The sequence below is a fragment of the Phaeobacter sp. CC-HEC084 genome (genome assembly GCF_059429255.1).
In genome coordinates this window covers 403,737-425,156 of sequence record NZ_JCAIJQ010000002.1, presented here as the reverse complement: position 1 = coordinate 425,156, position 21,420 = coordinate 403,737, and the positions used below count along the sequence as shown (strand labels likewise).

The following is a 21,420-nucleotide window of genomic DNA, read 5'->3' as shown; positions in this document are numbered from 1 at the left end:
CGAATGGCCGGTTTGGTGAAGCTGCGGCGCGGCACCTGCTTGTAGGGTGGAAGGCGGCTTTGGGCCGCTACACTCTTTTCAAAGATCAGCTGGCTATCGGACCTAAGTCCCGTAAGGCGCGCGCCATATTAAGGTAACCGGCATATCCATACTGTTCGTACATGCTCTGATACCAAGCCGCCCAAGGCTCCCGGCGCTCTTCAGGAAAGATATCATTCCAGAACCCTTTACGAACGCTAACTTGCCCATCAGGCAATCTTGAAACCTCAATCTGTGCATCGTTCATACACGCCTCCTGATCAGTAGTGGACATAGCGCTTGCGCTCCTGCCGTAGTATTCCATACGGCACAATCATCAAAGCCGCCCCCGAGAGTGAAACCACACAGAACATCTTAGGTTGGAGCCTTGACCAACCGAAGCCAATGGCGGCAGCGTGGCGATATGTGCAACCTCTACAGCAACACCAGATCTCAAGACGCCATGAGACACCTCTTCCCCGGCCTCGTGGATCGCGCCGGGAACTTGGGAAGTGGCTCCTATTACCCCGACCAGCTGGCGCCGATCATTCGGCATTCAGCCAACGGACTGGAACTGGTCAAAGCGCGTTGGGGAATGCCATCCCCTGCTTTTGTGCTGAAGACGAGGCGAGATCCTGGCGTCACCAACGTGCGAAACCTGGCCTCGCGCCATTGGCAAAGCTGGTTGGGACCTGCACATCGCTGTTTGGTGCCGATCACCTCCTTTGCCGAGCCGATCAAAGGGGGCAATCAGTGGTTCAGTTGCGCCGATCCAGATCGCCCAATGTTCTTCGCGGGGATCGAGACGCGCAGTTGGCGCTCGGTGCGCAAGGTCAAGGATGGGGAGACGGAGGACGATCTTTTTGCCTTTCTGACGTGCCAGCCAAATGCCGAGGTCGCTGCGGTCCATCCGAAGGCTATGCCGGTGATTTTGACGGAGCCGGGTGAGTGGGACCTCTGGCTAAATTCGCCCATTGAGGCTGCCCAACAATTGCAGCGACCACTACCTGATGGGGCACTCCTGCCTCTCGACACAGCGGATGAGAGTGGGCGGCTCATATGAAGGTGAAGTTCGCGGTCAAAGCAGCAGCAATCAGCTCTGGAAACGTATTGACGCTGCCACCTGTTGCCTCTGGCGAAATCGGGGGGCGAGCTGCTGACATAGTCGGTCACGGGCGTTTTTTACGCCATTCATGGTCGACTGAAATGCGCAGAAAGCGAAATTTGCAAAGTTGGGGGTTCAGGTCGATGGTAGCCGACAGGAACGCCCTAAGCCGACCTTCACCCTCAGGCCCTTACCCCGCGGCGCTGCCCGTCGAAGGAGACATCAGCGGCAACTGCGAACGCCTTGGGTCCGGAAGACTGGTGCGCCGAAAAGGTGACCTTGTGTGCCTCAATGCAGATGTCGCCTTGCGGCAAATCGCAGCCGCCTGATCACTCGGCATAAAAATCCGAATACAAGGTCAGGTGGCTGCGCCCGGGCTATCACGTGCCGGAATATACAGGAGTACGCCTGTCGATCCATGCCGACAGGCCCTCGCCGATGTCACAGGTGGCAGCCATACGGCCAAACTGTTCGCGTTCAATTGCAAGGCCCTCCGTGATGGAGGCGTTCAGACCGCGCGTCACGGCGGTGATGATCCGCGCGGCCGCCAAGGGCGAATGACGCAGAATACGCTCGGCCAACCCAAATGCGACGGGCATGAGATCGTCGTGCGGAACGACCCGGTTGACAAGGCCAAGCTCGTAAGCACGATCCGGCCCGAACGTATCCCCCGTAAGCAGAAGCTCAAGCGCACGCTTGCGCCCGGCAAGCCGCGGCAGACGTTGGGTTCCACCAAAGGTCGGCGGGATGCCGATATTGATCTCGGGCTTTGCGAAAATGGCCTTGTCGGAGCTCACGGCAAGATGAACCGCCTCGGTGATTTCACAGCCGCCACCGAAGGCGATCCCGTTCACGGCAGCGATGATCGGTTTACCGAAGGCCTCCAGGCGCCGCGTCATTCTCTGCCCCCGGCGCACGAACTGCTTGATCGCGATATCCGGACCCATCTTCACGCTTCTGGAAAATTCATGGATATCCCCGCCGGCCGAGAAAGCGCGATCCCCTGCACCGGTCAGAATGACAGCGCGCACAGTGCTGTCATCCTCGATTACGTCCAGAAGTTCGATCAGCCGATCATTCATCTGATAGTTCAGCGCGTTGAGCTTGTCGGGCCTGTTGAGCGTCAGCACGGCGATCGCGCCCTCGCGTTCCATCAATACAGTTTCAGTCATGATGCTACCTCCATTGATTGCATTGACACGACTCTGCGAACCGAGGATGTTTAAGTAAACTCACTGGGTAGTATACATGCCACGACCTTCTGCCGAGACCACGCGCGACAGGATCCTTACAGCGGCCAACAAGCTGTTTTACGGCGAAGGCATCCGCGCGGTGAGCGTCGATGCTATCGCGGAAAAGGCCGGACTGACCAAGCGCTCGCTCTACTATCATTTCCGCAGCAAGGATGAGCTGATCGAGGCCTATCTTGTCTCCCGGGATCAGCCGAATCTCGCTGCATTCGAAGGATGGTTTGACGCCGCAGAAGGGTCGGTGGCCGACAAGACGTCAGCCATCTTTCTCAACGTCGCACGGAACGCCCGGCATCCCAAATGGAAGGGCTGTGGGTTCCTGCGAACCGTAGCTGAGCTTGCGAACATGCCGGGGCATCCGGCGGTGGCGGTGGGGGCCGCCCACAAGAAGAAGTTCGAGGTCTGGTTGGCGGGACGATTTTCCGCGGCCGGAATCGGCGACTCCGATGTCGTGGCCCGGCAGGTGGCCGTGCTGATGGACGGGGCGTTCGCGGCCATGCTGACGCATCGCGATCCCAGCTATGCTGAGGCCGCAGCGATGGCTGCGCGAGAACTTGTTCATCACAGCCTCGGAGCTGCTGACAGCAGTCTTTCCTGATCTTCGCAACAACGGTCAGTCCGGGGTCGGAACCGACCTGGGATGCAGCGTGGCATGGCGCATTGAGCCGACCTTCTCTGCGCCAACCATGGACGACCGTAATGCGCAGATAGCGACATTTGCAAAGTCTGGCCTTCGGGCCAGTTCAATAGGTCCTCACCGCTGTGACGCCGCACTCACAAGCAGACCTTGGCCGTGGCGCATTCGAGCCATGTGCAGCACGACGGGTCGTACAGCGGGAAGCGGTCAAACGACGTTAGGCAAAGGCGAGCTTAACCCCTAGTCGAGACGACGCACCATAATCTGATTGCCTTCGCCGCGTTTGGTCTCGAGCGTTTTCAATGTGGCGATCAGCTCGCTGAGCTTTCGCTTTCCATAGCTGCGCGTGTCAAAATCAGGAGCAGCAGTGGAGAGATATTGCCCGATCTGCCCAAGCGGAATCCACTCATCGTCCTGATTGATCGCATCCATTGCCCGCTTCACAAGCTTGCTTGGATCTTCCAGATGCGTCGGAGCACCGTCCTGGCTGTCCTCTTTTGGGGCCGTTGATTTAGGTGTTGTCTTTGTTGGCTCTGAGATGAGGTTTTCAACATAAATGAACCGTTTGCAGGCCTTCACGAACGCAGTTGGGGTCTTGCGCATCCCCATGCCGAAAACATCCAATCCCTGCTCGCGTATGCGGCTGGCCAGCCGCGTGAAATCGCTGTCCGAGGAGATCAGAACAAACCCGTCGAAGCGACCGGAATGAAGAATATCCATGGCATCGATGACCAGCGCGATATCAGAGGCATTCTTGCCTGTGGTATTGGAAAACTGCTGATGCGGCACGATTGCCAACGAGGCAAGCTTTTCCTTGGTCCAGCCTTGAGCGCCGGACCCCGAGAAATCGCCGTAAATACGGCGAATGCTCGCCTCTCCCAGGGATGCGATCTCCTCAAACATGATCTCGGCGTGTTTGGCAGATATGTTGTCTGCGTCAATAAGGACGGCCAGGAGCGGTGGCTTGGATGTGCTCAGCATGGGGTAAACTCTCTGTCGTGTTGACCTGTCCCACGAGGACAAACCCATGGGTATGCAAAATGATACGGCTGTCTTCAGCCTTGCTATGATTGCCTGCGGAGCCAGCTAAAGTTCTTTAGACCCGATCTTGATCGGCGATGCAATCGAACCGGAAACATGCCGTCGCAAAGGGATTGGGCTCCGGCGCGGGCATGCGGTTTACTGCAAAACACTTGAAAATCCTTGCAATTGCCGGGGACCTCCCCCATGTAGGTTGGGCAAAGCTTCTTCCTACGTTCTTCTGTTTCCTCACGGCCCCAGTTGTTCTTATGTCGACACTGGGCCGGGCTATCGCATGTTGCGGATGGCATTTTTTCAAGGAGACGACACGATGGCCAATGGCACCGTGAAATGGTTCAACTCTCAAAAAGGTTTTGGTTTTATCGCGCCCGAGCACGGATCGAAGGACATCTTTGTCCATATTTCCGCTCTGGAACGCTCTGGCATCCAGCAGTTGGACGATGGTCAAGCCGTGACCTTTGATGTCGAGGCCGGTCGCGACGGGCGCGAGTCCGCCAGCAATCTTGCACTCGCCTAAACCTTTACAGGTTTCAAGCACTCAGCGGGAGCATTCTGCAATGCTCTCGCTTCCCGCATCTTCAGTGATCATGTTCCAGATGCGGTTTTTCCCAAAGTACCGAAAGAATACACTTGATAGAACTCTCTTGGGGCACCCCCATGACCATTTTCCTGCCGTCCGAAGGGCGAACGCGGAAAATCTCCACAATCGAACAAGCCCATTTTTGGCTGCAGAAAGCATGGCCTGTTTCTTACAGAAACAGAGACGTCGCACTCGAGCAGATCGATGCGGCCATGGACTGTCTTGCTCCTGTCGGAGCTGCGCACGCCGCTTTCCTTCTGGCAGTGGACACCGCTGGATTTCAGGCGGATGTTCCTGCGGCTGCTTAGGCAGCCACCGCTAGTTGGCGCCATGGCCGCGCAGCCGTTTCCATCCATCCCATAGCCCACCCGACAGAAAACGGACTGAATTTTTACGCAATACCGCCCTGCCGCACAATCGATCTCAACGGAGCAAGACCATGACCAAGCTTGATACTGAGGCGCTGAAACTCGTCGGTGTTCGCCGCAAGGAAACAGCGATGGAGAAAACCACCCGTGCAGCACGTGAAATTCTGGATGACGAAAACGAAATGCGCCGAGCCAAGAATGAGCGCCTTAGACGATCCCGACTGCAATATGAACGCGGCGATCGGTAGGACAAATCCCTTCTGACAGCCGGACCGAGATATTGCCGTTTCTATGTCTCCAGACGGCAGGGGAGCTCCACCCGCAAGCCGAAATTGCCGAGAGAGCGGTTTTCTATCGCTAATGTTTCCTGCGGTATTTTGGGGGAGTGCGTGTCGTAAGTGCTGCCCATGAGGTTTTTCGCACCTCCTGTTGGCCCTGTTCCGAGATGTCGCGTCGGTTTTGAGCGGCAGCATCCCGAAAATTGGGTTGCACCATCTCCCATGGCCGAGGTTTCCTCTTGAATGACTGCTTTCGGGAAATCCGTTCCTTCTCTTCGCGTATGCAGCGTGGCTCGCGCTGCACTCAGCACCAATGTCTTGTTTGGGCTGGGCTGCGGCCGTACTATGTGTCTCACACGAAGGGCTTTGACGCGCCGGACTGGGCGGCGTTCTATACTCCAAACACCAGGTCTACTTCCTGCGCCTAGTCGGCCGGTCATGCCAGACGGCTGTAGGGGCAGTATAGCCGCGCTGTTCCCAATGTAGGCTGCCAATTTCGCCCAAGATAACGGTCTGGGTCTATGGCTCTGAGAGTGATCGAGAGCTCAGAAGCCCAAGTATTTGGATGGAACGGATGGGGTAAGCCAAACGCCGTTATCCGTTCTCCAGATGATGAGGCCATCTGCGTGCATGGCCGCAGTGTTGACCCGCAGGACGACCGGGCGGCCGTGGCGCGTGCCGACCTTCAACGCAGTGTCCTGATCGGGTGACAGGTGGACGTGCTGTCGGCGGCCAGGGATGAGGCCAGATGCAAAGATCGCATCAAGGTTAGCGCTTGCGGTACCGTGGAACAGTACGGTCGGGGGCTCGGAGGGCGTCAATTCCAGTTCGACAGGAATACTGTGACCTTGCGCCGCCCGGATGCGACGCCCGTCGCCGGACAGCGTGAAGCGCTGCTTGTCATTCTCCGCGACGATCTGGTGAAGAGCGTCGCGCGTGATCCGATGTCCTGCCTTTTTCAAGGCGCGCAGCAGGTCATCCACCTGGATCCAGCCGCCCCTGCCAAGTGTCAGCCCGACCAGGTCAGGTTCATGCCGGAGGATGCGTGATAAAAGCTTGCTCTGTCTCGACATGGTCTTTGTGGTACCTCATCTCACTTCATTCCAAGGTGGGGACGATTTCATCAATGCCCCTGTAAATATGTACGTTCTACAGAAAGGATCGCGGATCCGGGTGTGGGTTACTCGTCAACCGTCCTGTTCATGATCTCGGTCAGGAAGTCGTAGGTTTCTTCGGTGACCTTCAATGCATCCAAAGTCAGGAGATCAAAGAAAAGATACCATGCCAGGAAACCTGGATCTCTCCGCGCGGGCTTCGGATATGCGGCTCCTTTTCTGTGGATGAAGTGGGCGCAGAACTGTGTGCTCAATGACGAATTCCAGCCACCTCCATCGCTTCACCCCGTGTCAGCATTCGGGTCACATGCCTCAGGTTCAGCTCCGCACCTCGCCCAGCGATGTCCAACGTCTCGACGACGGCCTCGACCGAAGATTGCGTTAGTCCACGCCTCATGCCCTCCCGACGGGCAAAATCGGTTAGTTCAGCAACAGGAATCGCTGGCAGGCGCATAACCTCCAGGCGGCTCAGCAATGGAGCAGGCAAAGTCGCCAATGTGTTGGAAGTCAGCACCCAGCTAATCCAGGACATGTCGAACCCCACCTGGTAATAGGGGCACTGCCACGAGATCGCGGAAGATGGCTCCAAAAGAGATAACAACCCCTCGGTCAGGCCAAAGCTGGTCCCTTTGGTCGAGTTGGCAGTCCCGGCCTTTTCAACTTCGTCCACAACAACCACCGGGTTCGCAATCAGATGCTTCAGGATTGTCGTCAATGGGCGTCCCGGAAGTGCGCTGGCCCAGCCGCGCTGCGCCCCCACGATGCTAAACGACGCCTGCTCTGCCGTCGCCTCCACGCCACAGCGGGGCACACCAAGTGCTGTGCTCAACTGGCGGGCCCACATGCTTTTTCCGATCCCCGGCGGTCCGTCGAGGAGAACCGGAGGAAGGCGGAAGCCCGCGTCGCCATTGCGAAATGAGCGTCGCATCGACTTCCAGAGAAAATCTGTCGCGGGCGCCATCCAAGGCATGTTTTCGTGGATCCCGGCAGCGATTTCATCCGCCTGCTGCTCCGACCGGATCCGGATCAGCTCCGCACCGTTGCGCAAAACCTTCAGGGCCTTCAAGTCATCGTGCTTGAGATGAGAGAGGCCTGCGAGCGCGGCCCGCATTTCCACCATCCTACCAGCCCGGCGATCTATCCGCCCCTCAACTTCGCGCCCGATTTCAACAAAGGCCAAATCGCTCTCCCAACGCAGGAGATCACTCGGAGCATCCGGATCGGGCGGCGCGACCCCGAGCCCTGGAGCGCGGCGTACTTTCAGGAACCGTTCCAGGCGCCGCCGAATTGCTCGTTTGTCTGCATTGGCATCATAAAACTCCGCCTCAATGAATTTGATCTTAGTCATCATTGGTCCTTTCCCGACGCACCGCGCCGTTTGGTTCCCGAATGCAAGGAAGTGCGGTCGGGAAGTTTGGGGAAGAACCTGGCCAGGTATTGAGTTCACTCCTGCTCAATACGGTTGCCTCGGTCAACAGGTGCCTTTGTTGCTCAAGGAAGTAAGGCCTCCTTCAGCAGGTAAATCGGGGGCCTCGCCTAAGTCATTGTTTAAAAACAAAACCACCGACTGCAACGCAGCCGGTGGCAATTTATCTCGTGCGGGAATGGCAAAAAACCCCCGTCAATGGCAGTTTATTAGTGGTCCCGACACTTTTGGTTACCCCACGCTCAGCCGCATTTGGAATGGCCACAGCTGCGGCAGGTCATGCAGCCTTCGACCATCTGCATCTCGAACTGGCCGCAGCTTGGGCAGGCCTTGCCGCGCGGGGTATTCAGAGTGACGACTTCCGCCTTGGGATCCGACTTCAACCCCATGCCTTCGCCTTCGAGAAAGCCCGTGGCAACCATATGGGTTTCGATCACCCCGCCGATGGCGGCAAGGATCGATGGGATGTATTTGCCCTGCACCCATGCCCCGCCACGTGGATCGAAGACGGCTTTCAGCTCTTCCACCACGAAGGACACGTTGCCACCACGGCGGAACACGGCCGAGATCATCCGCGTCAGCGCCAGCGTCCAGGCGTAATGCTCCATGTTCTTGGAGTTGATGAAGACCTCGAACGGGCGGCGGTGGCCGCCAATGATGATGTCGTTGATGGTCAGGTAGATCGCGTGCTCGCTGTCTGGCCATTTAAGCTTGTAGGTATGGCCTTCCAGGCTTTGCGGACGGTCCAGCGGCTCGGACATATAGACCACTTCTGCGCCGTTCTCCGTGTCGCTTTCGTGCGGTGCATCCGCAGTTTCACCCGGCGCAGTATCGGCGCTTTCGCTGACCGACAGGACCGATCCTGTGACATCATTGGGGCGGTAGGTGGTGCAGCCCTTGCAGCCCTGGTCCCAGGCCTGCATGTAGACATCCTTGAAGTCATCGAATGAGATGTCTTCCGGGCAGTTGATGGTCTTGGAAATGGAACTGTCGATCCACTTCTGCGCCGCTGCCTGCATCTTGACGTGATCCGCAGGCGCCAGGGTCTGGGCGTTGACGAAATAGTCGGGCAGTTCCGCATCGGCGCCGAACTTGTCGCGATACATCTTGACGGCATAGTCCACAACTTCCTCTTCGGTGCGCGAGCCGTCCTTTTGCAGCACCTTGCGGGTATAGGCATAGGCAAAGACCGGCTCGATCCCCGAAGAGACATTACCCGCGTAAAGGCTGATGGTGCCGGTGGGCGCAATCGAGGTCAGCAGCGCGTTGCGGATGCCATGTTCGCGGATCGCGTCGCGCACGTCCTCGTCCATGTTCATCATGTTGCCCGACGCCAGATATTTCTCCGCATCGAACAGCGGGAAGGCGCCTTTTTCCTTGGCCAGATCCACCGAGGCCAGATAGGCGGCGCGGGCGATCTGGTGCAGCCATTCGTCGGTCTGACGCGCCGCTTCGTCCGAGCCATAGCGCAGACCCAGCATCAGCAGCGCATCGGCGAGCCCGGTGACGCCGAGGCCGATCCGGCGCTTGTTCTGGGCTTCGGCCGCCTGCGCCTCCAGCGGGAATTTGGAGACATCAACGACGTTGTCCATCATCCGCACCGCGGTGGCGACGAGTTCCTGCATCGCATCAAGGTTCAACTCGGCATTGGTTTCAAACGGGTTCGACACCAGCCGTGCCATGTTGATGGAGCCCAGCAGACAGGCGCCGTAGGGCGGCAGGGGCTGCTCGCCGCAGGGGTTGGTGGCGCAGATTTCCTCGACATAGGAGAGGTTGTTGGCCTTGTTGATCCGGTCGATGAAGATCACACCCGGTTCGGCATAGTCATAGGTCGCCTGCATGATCTTATTCCACAGATCACGTGCCTCGACCGTGTGATAGACCTTGTCGCCAAAGACCAGATCCCAGGAGCCGTCTGCCTTGACAGCATCCATGAAGTCATCGGTGACCAGCACGGACATGTTGAACATACGCAGCCGCGCCGGGTCGGATTTGGCGGTGATGAACTGTTCGATATCCGGGTGATCGCAGCGCATGGTCGCCATCATGGCGCCGCGGCGCGAGCCTGCGGACATGATGGTGCGGCACATGGCGTCCCAGACATCCATGAAGGACAAGGGACCTGATGCATCCGCTGCCACGCCTTTCACATCCGCGCCGCGCGGGCGGATGGTCGAGAAGTCATAGCCGATGCCGCCGCCCTGCTGCATGGTCAGGGCTGCTTCTTTCAGCATGTCGAAGATACCCGCCATGCTGTCGGGCACTGTGCCCATCACAAAACAGTTGAACAGGGTCACCTGACGCGCGGTCCCCGCCCCTGCGGTGATGCGGCCTGCGGGCAGGTATTTGAAATCTTCCAGCGCCTCGAAGAACTTTTCCTCCCAGACATCGGGCTTGTCCTCGGCCCGTGCCAGATCGCGCGCAATCCGGCGCCAGCTGTCTTCGACAGTGACGTCAATCGGGGTCCCATCCGCCTGTTTAAAGCGGTATTTCATGTCCCAGATCTGCTCGGCAATGGGGGCGGCAAAGCGGCTCATACAGCGAATCCCTCGTGGCTGGTCGTTACGGCGTGGCGCTCTCGATACTACACGGTTTAGAGAAGCCTCAACGCAAATTTACGATTTCGACATAGATTTTTGCCCTTGACCCTACCACATATTGACGCCTACCCCCAAACGAAACACTAGATGCTGTTGCCTGCGGGGAGAAACCTGTGGGCAGCCTGTGGATAACTGTGGGAGAATTTTCGAACGCCTCGCCCGGACCTGCACATGACAGCAGCGCAGGTGTCTCCCACGCAAAAGCGATTTGCAGTCGCTTGCCGTGCGCGGCAAAAGGCCTAGACTAACGAACCCGGTCACTATGACTGGGCACTTGGGGGACGACCTTGGAAAAACACATCAATCTGGTCAAACTTTCGGTCGGAACCGAAAGCGTGGAAACCCTTCAGGCCTGGCAGGAGCAGTACCGCCAGACGCTGCCCGAAGGCCTGCCCCGCCACGTGACCCGCATGTGGCCGAAACGCGAGGCCGAGCTGCTGAATGGCGGCTCGATCTTCTGGGTGATCAAGGGACTGATCCAATGCCGCCAGCGCATTCTGCGACTGGATGAAGTCACCGGCGAGGACGGAATTCGCCGCTGCGCTATCGTGCTGGACCGCGACCTGCATCGCACCAACACCGCGCCCAAACGTCCCTTTCAGGGCTGGCGCTATCTGAAGCCCGAGGACAGCCCCGCAGACCTGCCCGAGGGGCGCGAAGAGGAACAGCCCCTGCCCGCCGAATTGTCGCAAGCGCTGGCGGAGATCGGCGTCCTGTAACGCGCCCTGCCGCGGAACCCGGCCCCCGCAAATGCGGGAGCCGCAGGCCGACGTGAGAGTTTATCCAATCATGTCCAACAGGGTATTCAGCGCGGCCTTTTCATCGGCGCTGTATTTTGCCTCGCGGCTGCGCCACAGAGTGGCCTGGGACTTCAGCACCAAACCATCGCTCAGCAGCTTCAGGTGGTTGGCCCTCAGGGTTTCTCCGGTCGAGGTGATATCGGCGACCATTTCAGCGGTCTCGTTCTTCACCGTGCCTTCGGTGGCACCCTGGCTGTCGACCAGCTGGTAATCGGCTACACCGGCCTCAGTCAGGAATTCACGCACCAGCCGGTGGTATTTCGTGGCAATCCGCAGCCGATGCCCATGGGCCTGGCGAAACGCTGCCGCAACCGCGTCCAGATCATCAAGCGTATCCACGTCGATCCAGAACTGCGGCACCGCCAGCACCAGATCGGCAAACCCGAACCCCAGCGGCTCCAGCTCTTCGACCTGCTGTTCCCAGCGGGGCAGTTTTTCCTGCACCAGATCGGTGCCCGTCACCCCAAGGTGAATCCGCCCCGCCGCCAGTTCGCGCGGGATCTCTCCGGCGGACAGCAGCACCAGCTCCATCCCCGGCACGCCTTCGATGGCCCCGGCATATTCACGCTCTGACCCGGTGCGCGACAGAGTCACGCCCCGTTTCGCAAACCAGTCAAAGGTCTTTTCCATCAGCCGCCCCTTGGACGGCACGCCAAGCTTCAGGCTCATGACTGCACCTCCTCGAGCATCAGCATCAGATCGGGGCGCAGTACCCCGCCCACCGCCGGGATTTCGTCGCCCTGCCCCAACTGCCGGGTCAGCGCATCATAGCGTCCGCCACTGGCGACCGGCGGCAGTCCGGGTTTGGTTTCGGCATAAAAACCAAAGACGAAGCCGTCGTAATATTCCATCGAGGTGCGCCCGTAGGAGGCTTCGAAATCGAGACTGTCGACATCGATGCCACGCGCCTTCATCGCGGCGCTGCGCGCCTCCAGCCGATCCAGCGCGGGCAGGATTTGCGGCAGATCCACCGCGATATCGCGCATCTGCTCGATGGCATAGGGGATGGTTTCGCGCACGGCCATCAGCGCTTCCAACGCCAACAGCTCATGCTCGGAAATCGGCGGCATGGCGGCATCGGCGCGCAGCAATTCAACCCGCGCATCAACCTCGGCGGCGCGGCGTTTGCCAATCGCGGGGGCGGATCCGCTCAGGGGACCTTCGGTGGACAAGAGTTTCTTACGGCTTTCCGGCACGGTGCCCCGCCCGGCATAGCGTTCCAGCAGGCTGCGGAACCGGCGCGGCCGCCAGATATGCCGCATCAGCGCGGATTTACGCTTGTCGGTGGTGTTCAGCCCCTCTACCGCAGCCATCAGAATGCCGATATCGCCAGTCGCGGCGCGCAGCGGCAGGCCCCGGAGCTGCAGGGCGATCAGGGCAAAAACCTCAGCATCGGCCCCGGCGGGATCGGCGCGGTCAAAGACCTCATAGCCGACCTGCACATATTCATTGGCGCGATCCGGGTCATGTTCCTGACGGCGAAACACCTCGCCCGAGTAGGTGTAGCGGGCCGGATCGGCGCCTTGGCGCATATGCATCTGCACGACGGGCACGGTGAAATCGGGGCGCAGCATCTGTTCGCCGCGCAGCGCATCCGAGGTGATATAGGCGCGGGCACGGATGTCCTCGCCGTAAAGATCCAGCAGCGTTTCCGCAGGCTGCAACAGCGGCGGCTCGACTGCCTGGGCACCGGCCGCCTCGAAATTCATCCGCAACCGTGCGGCGCGGGCCAATATGTCTGAACGTGTGGGCATCGGACTATCCCTGACTTTCGAGGATCTCGCGCACCTTCGCGACAAGATCCGTGCGCGGCACTTCGAACTGGCTGGGCCGTTCTTTCCATTCTTCCAGCGTGGCGTTTTCGGCAATCTTTGCCCCAAGGATCAGGTCCTTGATCTGCACCACACCGTTTTCCTTTTCGTCGCCGCCTTCGATCACGGCGACGGGGGAATGGCGTTTGTCTGCATATTTCAGCTGGTTGCCGAAATTCTTGGGATTACCCAGATAGACCTCGGCCCGGATGCCTGCGTTGCGCAGTTCGGTTACCATCGCCTGATAATCGGCCATGCGGTCGCGGTCCATCACGGTGACCACCACGGGCCCGGTCGGCTGGGTCGCAAGACGTCCCTTTTCGCGCAGCGCCGCCAACAGACGGTCGACACCGATGGAGACCCCAACGGCCGGCACTTCCTGGCCGGTGAACCGTTTCACCAGCCCGTCATAGCGTCCACCGCCCGCAACCGAGCCGAACTGCCGTTTGCGGCCCTTTTCATCAAGGATTTCAAAGGTCAGCTCGGCCTCGAACACCGGACCGGTATAATAGCCAAGACCGCGCACCACCGAGGGGTCGATCTCGATCCGGTCGGGGCCATAGCCACCCGCCGCCAGCAACGCGCCAATCTGCTCCAGCTCGGCAATGCCTTCGGCGCCGATCTTGCTGTCACCAACCGCAGCGCGCAGGTTTTCCAGCGTTCCAGCGGTGTCGGCAGCCTTGGAGGTCAGGAAGGCCAGAACCGGCCCTACCTGTTGCTCACTGAGACCGACTCCGTCGATATAGGCACCGGAGGCATCAAGCCGTCCCTTGGTCAGCAACTGACGCACACCCTCTTCGCCGACCTTATCGAACTTGTCGATGGTCCTAAGAATGGCTTCACGATCACAAACTTTATTGTGGTCAACTACCTCCAACACGCCGTCCAATACCTTGCGGTTGTTGACCCGCACCAGATAGTCGCCACGCGGAATGCCGACGGTTTCGAGCGTGTCAGACAGCATGGCGCAGATTTCGGCGTCCGCTGCCATCGAAGCGGTGCCAACGGTATCGGCATCGCATTGGTAGAACTGGCGATAGCGGCCCGGCCCCGGTTTTTCGTTGCGCCAGACCGGCCCCATCGCGTAGCGGCGATAGGGGGTGGGCAGATCGTTGCGGTGCTGGGCATAAACCCGCGCCAGCGGCGCCGTCAGATCATAGCGCAGCGCCATCCAGTCGCCCTGGCCGCTCTCGTCTGTCTCCTGCCAGGCAAACACGCCCTCGTTCGGGCGGTCCACATCCGGCAGGAACTTGCCCAGCGCCTCCACCGTTTCCACGGCCGAGGATTCCAGCGCATCAAACCCGTATCGATGGTAAACCCCGGCGATCGCATGCAGCATTTCGGTGCGCTGGGTGACCTCGGCGCCGAAATAATCGCGGAAACCCTTGGGCGTGATGGCCTTGGGGCGGGGTTGTTTCTTGACTTTGGCCATTGTGGCCTCCTCACGGGTGTCGTTGGTCTGATACGTGCCGCGGGGTCTAGCCGATGCATGTAACAACGGCAAGGTAACGATACGCGCGAAGGCAATGTCGCGGCCTTTGCGCCTCAGCTGCGTTTAGGTGCGACAGCCTGTCAGATATTGGCAAAATCCCCGCCACGTCCCTTGCCTGCGGCAAAGCGCGCCGCGCCATCGCGCCCTTCGGCCACGAAGCTTGCGCGCGATTGCCATTCGCGTTTCAGCGCTGCCGCCAGTTCCCCCGGTGCCATACGGGCGGAGAGGTGATCGGCCAGCATGCAGGCCTGCGGATAGCGCACCAGATCGGCGGCCAGCGCCTGAGCCTCCTCCAACGCAGCCCCTGGGGCGCAGACCCGACTTGCCAGCCCCATCGACAGGGCTTCCGATGCCTGCACCGGGCGTCCGGTCAGGATCAGATCATTGGCGCGCCCCTGCCCCAGAATGCGCGGCAGGCGCACCGTGCCCCCATCAATCAGCGGCACCCCCCAGCGACGGCAGAATACGCCTGCGGTCGCGTCTTCACCCATCACGCGCAGATCGCACCATGCGGCCAGTTCCAGCCCCCCGGCGACGGCAGGTCCTTCGATGGCAGCGATCACCGGTTTGCGCAGCATTAGCCGCGAGGGTCCCATCGGTCCGGGCAGCGGATCGGCCATCGGATCAGACCAGCCTTCAGGTATATCCAGCCCGGCAATCCAGGCATCGGCAGCGCCCGATCCTGCGGATTTCAGGTCAAAGCCCGCACAGAAATAACCGCCCTGCCCCGTCAGCACCGCAACACGGGCATCGGGATCTGCGTCAAACGCCAGAAAGGCCTCGAACAGCGCGCGAGCCGTATCCGGATCCACCGCGTTGCGCACCTCGGGGCGGCAGATGGAGATGGTGGTGACCCCATCCCGTATTTCGCTACTGACTGTCATGACCTGTCCTCACTGTCGATCCTGTGCCTGTCGGCCGTCTCCCGTCGGCCCACCGCAGTAGCAGGTTGGCGTTTCCCCCATGGACCGGCAAGCCCGGCACGCGTATGACGTTGCGCAGCCAAGGAGACACATCATGCAGCACCTGGAAGAACAGATCGCGCATCTTACCCGCACCGTTGACGAGCTGAGCGATGTGATTGCCCGTCAGCAAACCGAACTGGACCGCCTGACCCACCGGGTTCAGATGCTGTTCGAGCGCGAGGCAACCCGGTCTCAGGAAGGCACCGGCGGGGTGATTTTCGGAGATGAACGGCCGCCGCATTACTGAGCTGCTATAGGATTGCAGGCAAGGCTGGAAAGCCCCTTCCCCGGCCACGGTCACCCGTTTCCGCCCCGCCGCTGCGGCGTTTCAGGCACGCGGCGCTAGCCTGCCTTGGAGAACCGGTCCTGCTCCGGATCAGAACTGGAGCGCATGCGCCGCAGCGATGACCACTTTGTTTCCAGCATCCAAGCCACGTCTTCCCCCGACATGGGGCGGGCGAAATGATACCCTTGCCCCATTTCGCATTTCACCGACTGCAAGAAGTCGAAATCCGCATCGGTTTCCACTCCTTCCGCCGTCACCTCCAGATCCAGCCCATGCGCCAGGGCCAGGATCCCCGATACGATTCGCTGGTTTTCGGGCCGATCCTTGATGTCGGAAATGAAGCTGCCATCGATCTTGATACTGTCGAACGGCAATTGCCGCAGGTTGGACAGCGACGAAAAACCCGCCCCGAAATCATCCAGCGCCACTGTAACGCCCAGTGCATGCAGCTGTCTTAGGGTGGATTGTGCCATGGCAAAATCCGACATGATTGCGGTTTCCGTCAGTTCGATTTCCAACCGGCGGGGATCAAAGCCCGTTTCCTCGAACACCTCTTTCATCCGCTCGACCAGATGACCGTCGCGGAACTGGGTCGGCGATACATTCACCGCCAGCCGCACCCGCGGATCCCAGCTGCGCGCCACAAGGCAGGCCTGGCGCAGGACGCTCCAGCCCAGCGGGGCAATCAGCCCGACATCCTCGGCGATTTCAATGAACAGATCGGGCGGCACCACGCCGCGGGTGGCGTGGGTCCAGCGCGCAAGCACCTCAAAGCCGCGCAGCCTGTCGGTGGCAATGTCAAAGACGGGCTGAAAGAAGGGCGCGATTTCGTCATTCGCTACGGCCTCTTTCAGATCCAGCTCCAATGCGCGCCGCTCCCGCGCCTCCTGTTCCAACTCTGCGTCGAACCAGGCAAATTGCCCACGGCCGCCTTTCTTGGCCGAATAGAGCGCCTGATCTGCGTATTGCAGGGCGTCTGACGCCTTATGCCGGGGTGTCAGCAAGGCCAGTCCGACACTGGTGCCGACGGACAGCCGGATACCATCCACCAGAATCGGCTGTGAAATCGCAGTCAGCAAACGTCGGGCGACGCTTTCAGCGCGCGTCGCGGTGGTCTCTGGATCCAGCGCGATTGCAAATTCATCTCCGCCCAGACGCGCAACAAGATCATCCGCAGTGAGTTCTGCCCTCAGCCGCGCTGCACACTCCATCAGGACCAGATCGCCATAGGCATGTCCGTGGATGTCATTGACCGCCTTGAACCGATCAAGATCCAGCATCAGCACAACCCCGCCCGATGCCCCGTCTGCGCTGTCGAGTGTAGCCAGGTGATCGACGAACGCACGCCGGTTCGGCAGGCCCGTCAGGGGATCATGCCACGCGAACTGCTGCGCCTCTTTCTCGGCCCGGTCCCGTTCCCCTGCAACGCGGGCCAACTGGCGGGACCTTACGATCAGCGCAACAAACGACCCGAAGGCCAGATTGAGCACCAGAATGGCGATCTCGTCCAGCTCCCAGTCCTCATGCGCGCGACTGTACTCGTAGAAGGTATCGAATGCATCGATTTCAACGCTGATCACAAAGGTTACCATCGTCCCTGCACAGATCAGCAGGTAGACCCAGTAGTCTTTCAATCTGGCGAAAAACGATGACACGAAGCAGCCCTAGTGCAAAAGGTTTCCCTTTGACTATGCCAGTTATCCTAAAAACACGTTCAGCAAGAAGAAAACGTTTATCTAAAGCTTTAACGGTTCCCTCCCCACATCCCGGCGCGGTGGTTTCCCGCCGGGTCTGGGGTTAGATTTCCTCGACATCCAAAACACCTTCCAGCGACTTCAGCGCGCCCTTGATCTGCGGGTTGATCGGAAAGATCTGCCCCAGATCCATTTCCACATCCCCGGGAAGGCCGGGATCCTGCAGATACATTAGCACCTCGCCCCGGCTGGCGTTGCGGGCGGCGGATTTTGCATCCTCCAGCACGCGGGCCACGGTGCCGATAGCGCTGGCATCGCTGACATAGACCCTGAGCGAGCTTTTCCCTGCATCGGCAATGGCCGCATCCACTGGCCCGACCGAGCGCACCAACAGTTTCAGCTGATCGCTTTCCATGGTCGCCTCGGCGGTGATCACCACCTTGGCACCGGTCTCAAGGAACTCCCGCGACTTTTCCAGAACTTCGGAGAACAGGGTCACCTCATAGGCGCCGCTGGTATCGCTGAGCTGGGCAAAGGCAAACCGGTTGCCGCGCGCCGATTTGCGCTCCTGCCGCCCGGCGACAACCCCGGCCATCTTGGCCATGAAGGGGCCGCGCTCGGCCTTGGCGGTGACCTCATCCAGGGTCATCACGTCCTTGCGTTTCAGGGCGGGCATATAGTCGTCCAGCGGGTGACCGGACAGGTAGAAACCGATCGCCTTGAACTCCTCGCCCAGACGTTCGGCAGGCAGCCAGTCCGGGGTACCAGCAAGGCGTGGTTCCGGCAGGTCATCCCCCGCCTCGCCGAATAGCGAAACCTGGTTGGAATTCTTCTGTTCGTGGATCGCGGCAGAATAATTGACCAGCCCCTCAAGGCTTTCGAACAGGCGGCGGCGGTTGCTGTCGAGCTGGTCAAAGGCTCCGGCCCGCACCAGCATTTCCAGCGGGCGCTTGCCGACCTTCTTCAGATTCACCCGGCGGGCAAAGTCGAAAATACTGACAAAGGGCCGTTCCGTGCCATCCTCGCGCCGCGCCGCTGTCACCAGCCGCATGACATCGACGCCGACGTTCTTGAGCGCACCTAGCGCATAGACCAGTTCGCCGTTCACCACGTTGAACGTCGCCTCTGACCGGTTCACGCAGGGCGGCACGTAGGGCAGGCTCAGCCCCTTTCGAACCTCTTCGAAATAGATCGCCAGCTTGTCCGTCAGGTGAATATCGCAGTTCATGACCCCGGCCATGAACTCCACCGGGTGGTTCGCCTTTAACCAGGCCGTCTGGTAGGACACCACCGCATAGGCCGCCGCGTGGGATTTGTTGAAGCCGTAGTTGGCGAATTTCTCCAGAAGGTCGAAAACCTCCGAGGCTTTCTTCTTGTCGACGCCATTTTCCGCGGCGCCCTTTTCGAATTTCGGGCGTTCGGCGTCCATCGCCTCCTTGATCTTCTTACCCATCGCGCGGCGCAAGAGGTCCGCGCCGCCAAGCGAATAGCCCGCCATGACCTGGGCGATCTGCATCACCTGTTCCTGATAGACGATGATGCCTTGGGTTTCCTCAAGGATATGGTCGATCAGCGGGTGGACCGAGGTGATCTTGCGCTGGCCGTTCTTCACCTCGCAATAGGTTGGAATATTCTCCATCGGACCAGGACGATACAGCGCCACCAGCGCAACGATATCCTCGATACAGTTCGGCTTCATGCGCTTCAGCGCATCCATCATGCCGGTGGATTCCACCTGGAACACGGCAACCGTCTTGGCCGAGGAATAAAGCTTGTAAGAGGCCTCGTCATCCAGCGGGATGGCGTTGATCTCGTTCACCGCGCCTTCGGGCGGCTCATAAAGCTGGGTGCCATCGGCTGCGATGTGCAGATCGCGCCCGGACTGGTTGATAAGATCCACCGCGTTTTGAATTACGGTCAGCGTCTTCAGGCCCAGAAAGTCGAACTTCACCAGACCGGCCTGTTCCACCCATTTCATGTTGAACTGGGTCGCGGGCATGTCCGACCGCGGATCCTGATAAAGCGGCACCAGCGCATCCAATGGCCGGTCGCCAATCACCACCCCCGCCGCGTGGGTCGAGGCATTCCTGAGCAGACCTTCGACCTGTTGACCGTATGTCAGAAGCCGGTCCACCACAGGCTCATTGCGGGCTTCTTCCTTCAAGCGAGGTTCGTCCTGCAAGGCCTTTTCGATGGAGACAGGTTTCACCCCTTCCACCGGGATCATCTTTGACAGGCGGTCCACCTGACCATAGGGCATCTGCAAGACGCGTCCGATATCGCGCACCGCCGCCTTGGATAGCAATGCACCGAAGGTGATGATCTGGCCTACTTTGTCGCGGCCATATTTTTGCTGCACGTAGCGGATCGTCTCTTCACGCCGGTCCATACAAAAGTCGATGTCGAAGTCGGGCATCGACACCCGTTCCGGGTTGAGGAAGCGTTCGAACAGCAAGCTATAGCGCAACGGGTCAAGGTCGGTGATGGTCAGCGCATAGGCCACCAACGAGCCCGCACCCGAGCCACGGCCAGGCCCGACAGGGATATTGTTGTCCTTGGACCATTTGATGAAGTCCGCAACGATCAGGAAGTAACCGGGGAAACCCATACCCTCGATGATGTCCAACTCGAAATCGAGCCGTTTCTGGTATTCCTCGACGCTAACCGCATGCGGGATCACCGCAAGCCGGTTCTGCAGGCCCTCGTTCGCTTGTCGCCTGAGTTCCTGCACCTCGTCATCGGCAAATTTCGGTAGGATCGGGTCGCGCCGATAGGCCATGAAAGCGCAACGTTTGGCGATTTCCACCGTGTTCTCGACCGCCTCGGGCAGATCGGCAAACAGCGTCACCATCTCCTGCTGGCTTTTGAAATAATGCTGTGCGGTCAGGCGGCGGCGCGGCTCGGACTGGTCCACATAGGCGCCTTCCGCGATGCAGATCATGGCATCATGCGCCTCATACATCTCGGTCTTGGGGAAATAGACGTCATTGGTGGCGACCAGCGGCAGTTCCATCGCATAGGCCATTTCCACATGGCCGCGTTCGGTCAGCTTTTCCGCATCGGGCTGCCCGTCCTCGCCCGGATGGCGCTGCAATTCTACATACAGCCGATCCGGGTAGATCGCCTTCAACCGCTGCATCAGCGCTTCGGCCGCCGGGCGCTGTCCCTGCTGCAAAAGCTGTCCCACCGGCCCGTCCGGCCCGCCGGACAGACAGATCAGACCCGCCGAATTGACCTCCAGATCCTCCAGCGTGACCTGCGGCAGCTGCCCACCCTTGTCCACGTAAAGACAGGAGGACAGCTTCATCAGATGCTCGTATCCCTCCTCGTTCTGGGCCAGCAAAACGATGGGGGCCGGCGCCTTGGGGCGCTCTCCCGGTTCGGTCTTCTCGAAAGTCAGATCCACCTGACAGCCGATGATGGGCTGGATCCCGGCGCCGGACAGGGTGACCGAGAATTCCAACGCGGAAAACATCGCGTTGGTATCCGTCACCGCGATGGCAGGCATATCATTTGCCTTGCACAGATCCGGCAGCTTCTTCAGCCGCAGCGCCCCCTCCAGCAACGAGTATTCGGTGTGGGTGCGCAGGTGAATGAATCGGGGAGCGTTGGTCATGGCTGCAAGCTATCCGATCCCACGCGCAGGAGAAAAGCGCATTCGTGCCGCGCCCGGCAGTTTACGCGCTGCCGCCTGTCACCGCAGATTCTGTCTTTTCGCCTGAATAATGGGCTGTATTCTTCGCCTCTTTTTGAAAGTGTTTTCAACAGGCGCGGCAAGCCAGCGCACCAAAATTCCCGCTACCGTACTAATAACAAATGGAAATCATTCGGCCGGACGATTTCACGGCCAAAAGCTTTTGCCGCCCGGAGTGTCGCTTTTTCTTGCCAGAATCCGCTTGGGCTTTCTAGGCTATGCTTAACAAGCATGCATATATCCCGCTGGCTCTTCTACGT

General features: G+C 59.7%; 20 protein-coding genes. 7 read left to right on the top strand and 13 right to left on the bottom strand.

Annotation, left to right across the window (positions count from 1 at the left end; genetic code table 11):
- Positions 1-85: 85 nt before the first annotated feature.
- Positions 86-286 (bottom strand): hypothetical protein, encoded by a 201-nt coding sequence (locus AC5SSZ_RS02405; protein WP_274869250.1) that lies wholly within the window; start codon positions 284-286, stop codon positions 86-88.
- A 120-nt stretch (positions 287-406) separates the two neighbouring features.
- Here AC5SSZ_RS02405 and AC5SSZ_RS02400 point away from each other — a divergent pair, with 120 nt between their 5' ends.
- Positions 407-1,081 (top strand): SOS response-associated peptidase, encoded by a 675-nt coding sequence (locus tag AC5SSZ_RS02400; protein WP_495436671.1) that lies wholly within the window; start codon positions 407-409, stop codon positions 1,079-1,081.
- Positions 1,082-1,503: 422 nt separating this feature from the next.
- Here the strand turns inward: AC5SSZ_RS02400 and AC5SSZ_RS02395 are convergent, their stop codons facing one another.
- Positions 1,504-2,295, bottom strand: coding sequence for a crotonase/enoyl-CoA hydratase family protein (locus AC5SSZ_RS02395; RefSeq protein WP_495436669.1), 792 nt, complete (start codon positions 2,293-2,295; stop codon positions 1,504-1,506).
- A 76-nt stretch (positions 2,296-2,371) separates the two neighbouring features.
- On the opposite strand from AC5SSZ_RS02395, the gene AC5SSZ_RS02390 reads away from it, so the two are divergent.
- Complete coding sequence (locus AC5SSZ_RS02390) at positions 2,372-2,971, top strand: TetR/AcrR family transcriptional regulator (protein ID WP_495436668.1); 600 nt, start codon at positions 2,372-2,374, stop codon at positions 2,969-2,971.
- Positions 2,972-3,250: 279 nt separating this feature from the next.
- Here AC5SSZ_RS02390 and AC5SSZ_RS02385 read toward each other — a convergent pair whose 3' ends face one another.
- Entirely contained in the window at positions 3,251-3,991 is a 741-nt protein-coding gene (locus AC5SSZ_RS02385) for an NYN domain-containing protein (protein WP_274832300.1), read from the bottom strand.
- 370 nt (positions 3,992-4,361) lie between these two features.
- On the opposite strand from AC5SSZ_RS02385, the gene AC5SSZ_RS02380 reads away from it, so the two are divergent.
- The 3 genes from AC5SSZ_RS02380 to AC5SSZ_RS02370 all read left to right on the top strand — a co-directional run bounded on the left by AC5SSZ_RS02380 (position 4,362) and on the right by AC5SSZ_RS02370 (position 5,247).
- Positions 4,362-4,568, top strand: coding sequence for a cold-shock protein (locus AC5SSZ_RS02380; protein ID WP_274831098.1), 207 nt, complete (start codon positions 4,362-4,364; stop codon positions 4,566-4,568).
- Between the two features lie 140 nt (positions 4,569-4,708).
- Positions 4,709-4,939, top strand: coding sequence for a DUF982 domain-containing protein (locus AC5SSZ_RS02375; protein ID WP_495436665.1), 231 nt, complete (start codon positions 4,709-4,711; stop codon positions 4,937-4,939).
- 131 nt (positions 4,940-5,070) lie between these two features.
- Positions 5,071-5,247, top strand: coding sequence for a hypothetical protein (locus AC5SSZ_RS02370; RefSeq protein ID WP_274831099.1), 177 nt, complete (start codon positions 5,071-5,073; stop codon positions 5,245-5,247).
- A 575-nt stretch (positions 5,248-5,822) separates the two neighbouring features.
- Here the strand turns inward: AC5SSZ_RS02370 and AC5SSZ_RS02365 are convergent.
- The 4 genes from AC5SSZ_RS02365 to AC5SSZ_RS02350 all read right to left on the bottom strand — a co-directional run bounded on the left by AC5SSZ_RS02365 (position 5,823) and on the right by AC5SSZ_RS02350 (position 10,355).
- Complete coding sequence (locus AC5SSZ_RS02365; protein WP_065271077.1) at positions 5,823-6,350, bottom strand: RNA 2'-phosphotransferase; 528 nt, start codon at positions 6,348-6,350, stop codon at positions 5,823-5,825.
- 107 nt (positions 6,351-6,457) lie between these two features.
- The gene (locus AC5SSZ_RS02360) at positions 6,458-6,646 is read right to left on the bottom strand and encodes a hypothetical protein (RefSeq protein WP_065271078.1); all 189 of its coding nucleotides are present in this window, start codon (positions 6,644-6,646) and stop codon (positions 6,458-6,460) included.
- Positions 6,643-7,743, bottom strand: coding sequence for an AAA family ATPase (locus AC5SSZ_RS02355; RefSeq protein ID WP_495436662.1), 1,101 nt, complete (start codon positions 7,741-7,743; stop codon positions 6,643-6,645). The genes AC5SSZ_RS02360 and AC5SSZ_RS02355 overlap by 4 nt, the downstream gene beginning before the upstream one ends.
- Positions 7,744-8,060: 317 nt before the next feature.
- The gene (locus tag AC5SSZ_RS02350) at positions 8,061-10,355 is read right to left on the bottom strand and encodes an adenosylcobalamin-dependent ribonucleoside-diphosphate reductase (RefSeq protein ID WP_495436660.1); all 2,295 of its coding nucleotides are present in this window, start codon (positions 10,353-10,355) and stop codon (positions 8,061-8,063) included.
- A 350-nt stretch (positions 10,356-10,705) separates the two neighbouring features.
- Between AC5SSZ_RS02350 and AC5SSZ_RS02345 the strand changes: the two genes are divergently transcribed.
- Complete coding sequence (locus AC5SSZ_RS02345; protein ID WP_065271080.1) at positions 10,706-11,137, top strand: DUF1489 family protein; 432 nt, start codon at positions 10,706-10,708, stop codon at positions 11,135-11,137.
- Between the two features lie 60 nt (positions 11,138-11,197).
- Here the strand turns inward: AC5SSZ_RS02345 and hisG are convergent, their stop codons facing one another.
- The 4 genes from hisG to AC5SSZ_RS02325 all read right to left on the bottom strand — a co-directional run bounded on the left by hisG (position 11,198) and on the right by AC5SSZ_RS02325 (position 15,405).
- The gene (gene hisG, locus AC5SSZ_RS02340; RefSeq protein ID WP_274836264.1) at positions 11,198-11,887 is read right to left on the bottom strand and encodes an ATP phosphoribosyltransferase; all 690 of its coding nucleotides are present in this window, start codon (positions 11,885-11,887) and stop codon (positions 11,198-11,200) included.
- Positions 11,884-12,972, bottom strand: coding sequence for an ATP phosphoribosyltransferase regulatory subunit (locus tag AC5SSZ_RS02335; RefSeq protein ID WP_274866591.1), 1,089 nt, complete (start codon positions 12,970-12,972; stop codon positions 11,884-11,886). The genes hisG and AC5SSZ_RS02335 overlap by 4 nt, the downstream gene beginning before the upstream one ends.
- Before the next feature lie 4 nt (positions 12,973-12,976).
- Complete coding sequence (gene hisS / locus AC5SSZ_RS02330; protein ID WP_495436657.1) at positions 12,977-14,461, bottom strand: histidine--tRNA ligase; 1,485 nt, start codon at positions 14,459-14,461, stop codon at positions 12,977-12,979.
- A 140-nt stretch (positions 14,462-14,601) separates the two neighbouring features.
- The gene (locus AC5SSZ_RS02325) at positions 14,602-15,405 is read right to left on the bottom strand and encodes a crotonase/enoyl-CoA hydratase family protein (RefSeq protein WP_495436655.1); all 804 of its coding nucleotides are present in this window, start codon (positions 15,403-15,405) and stop codon (positions 14,602-14,604) included.
- 133 nt (positions 15,406-15,538) lie between these two features.
- Here AC5SSZ_RS02325 and AC5SSZ_RS02320 point away from each other — a divergent pair, with 133 nt between their 5' ends.
- Positions 15,539-15,733: a SlyX family protein gene (locus tag AC5SSZ_RS02320; protein WP_065271085.1), complete on the top strand. Its 195-nt coding sequence runs from the start codon at positions 15,539-15,541 to the stop codon at positions 15,731-15,733.
- Positions 15,734-15,828: 95 nt separating this feature from the next.
- Here the strand turns inward: AC5SSZ_RS02320 and AC5SSZ_RS02315 are convergent, their stop codons facing one another.
- Both AC5SSZ_RS02315 and dnaE read right to left on the bottom strand, forming a co-directional pair.
- The gene (locus AC5SSZ_RS02315; protein WP_274830837.1) at positions 15,829-17,427 is read right to left on the bottom strand and encodes a putative bifunctional diguanylate cyclase/phosphodiesterase; all 1,599 of its coding nucleotides are present in this window, start codon (positions 17,425-17,427) and stop codon (positions 15,829-15,831) included.
- A 142-nt stretch (positions 17,428-17,569) separates the two neighbouring features.
- Positions 17,570-21,082: a DNA polymerase III subunit alpha gene (dnaE, locus tag AC5SSZ_RS02310; RefSeq protein ID WP_274832291.1), complete on the bottom strand. Its 3,513-nt coding sequence runs from the start codon at positions 21,080-21,082 to the stop codon at positions 17,570-17,572.
- Positions 21,083-21,420 lie beyond the last annotated feature (338 nt).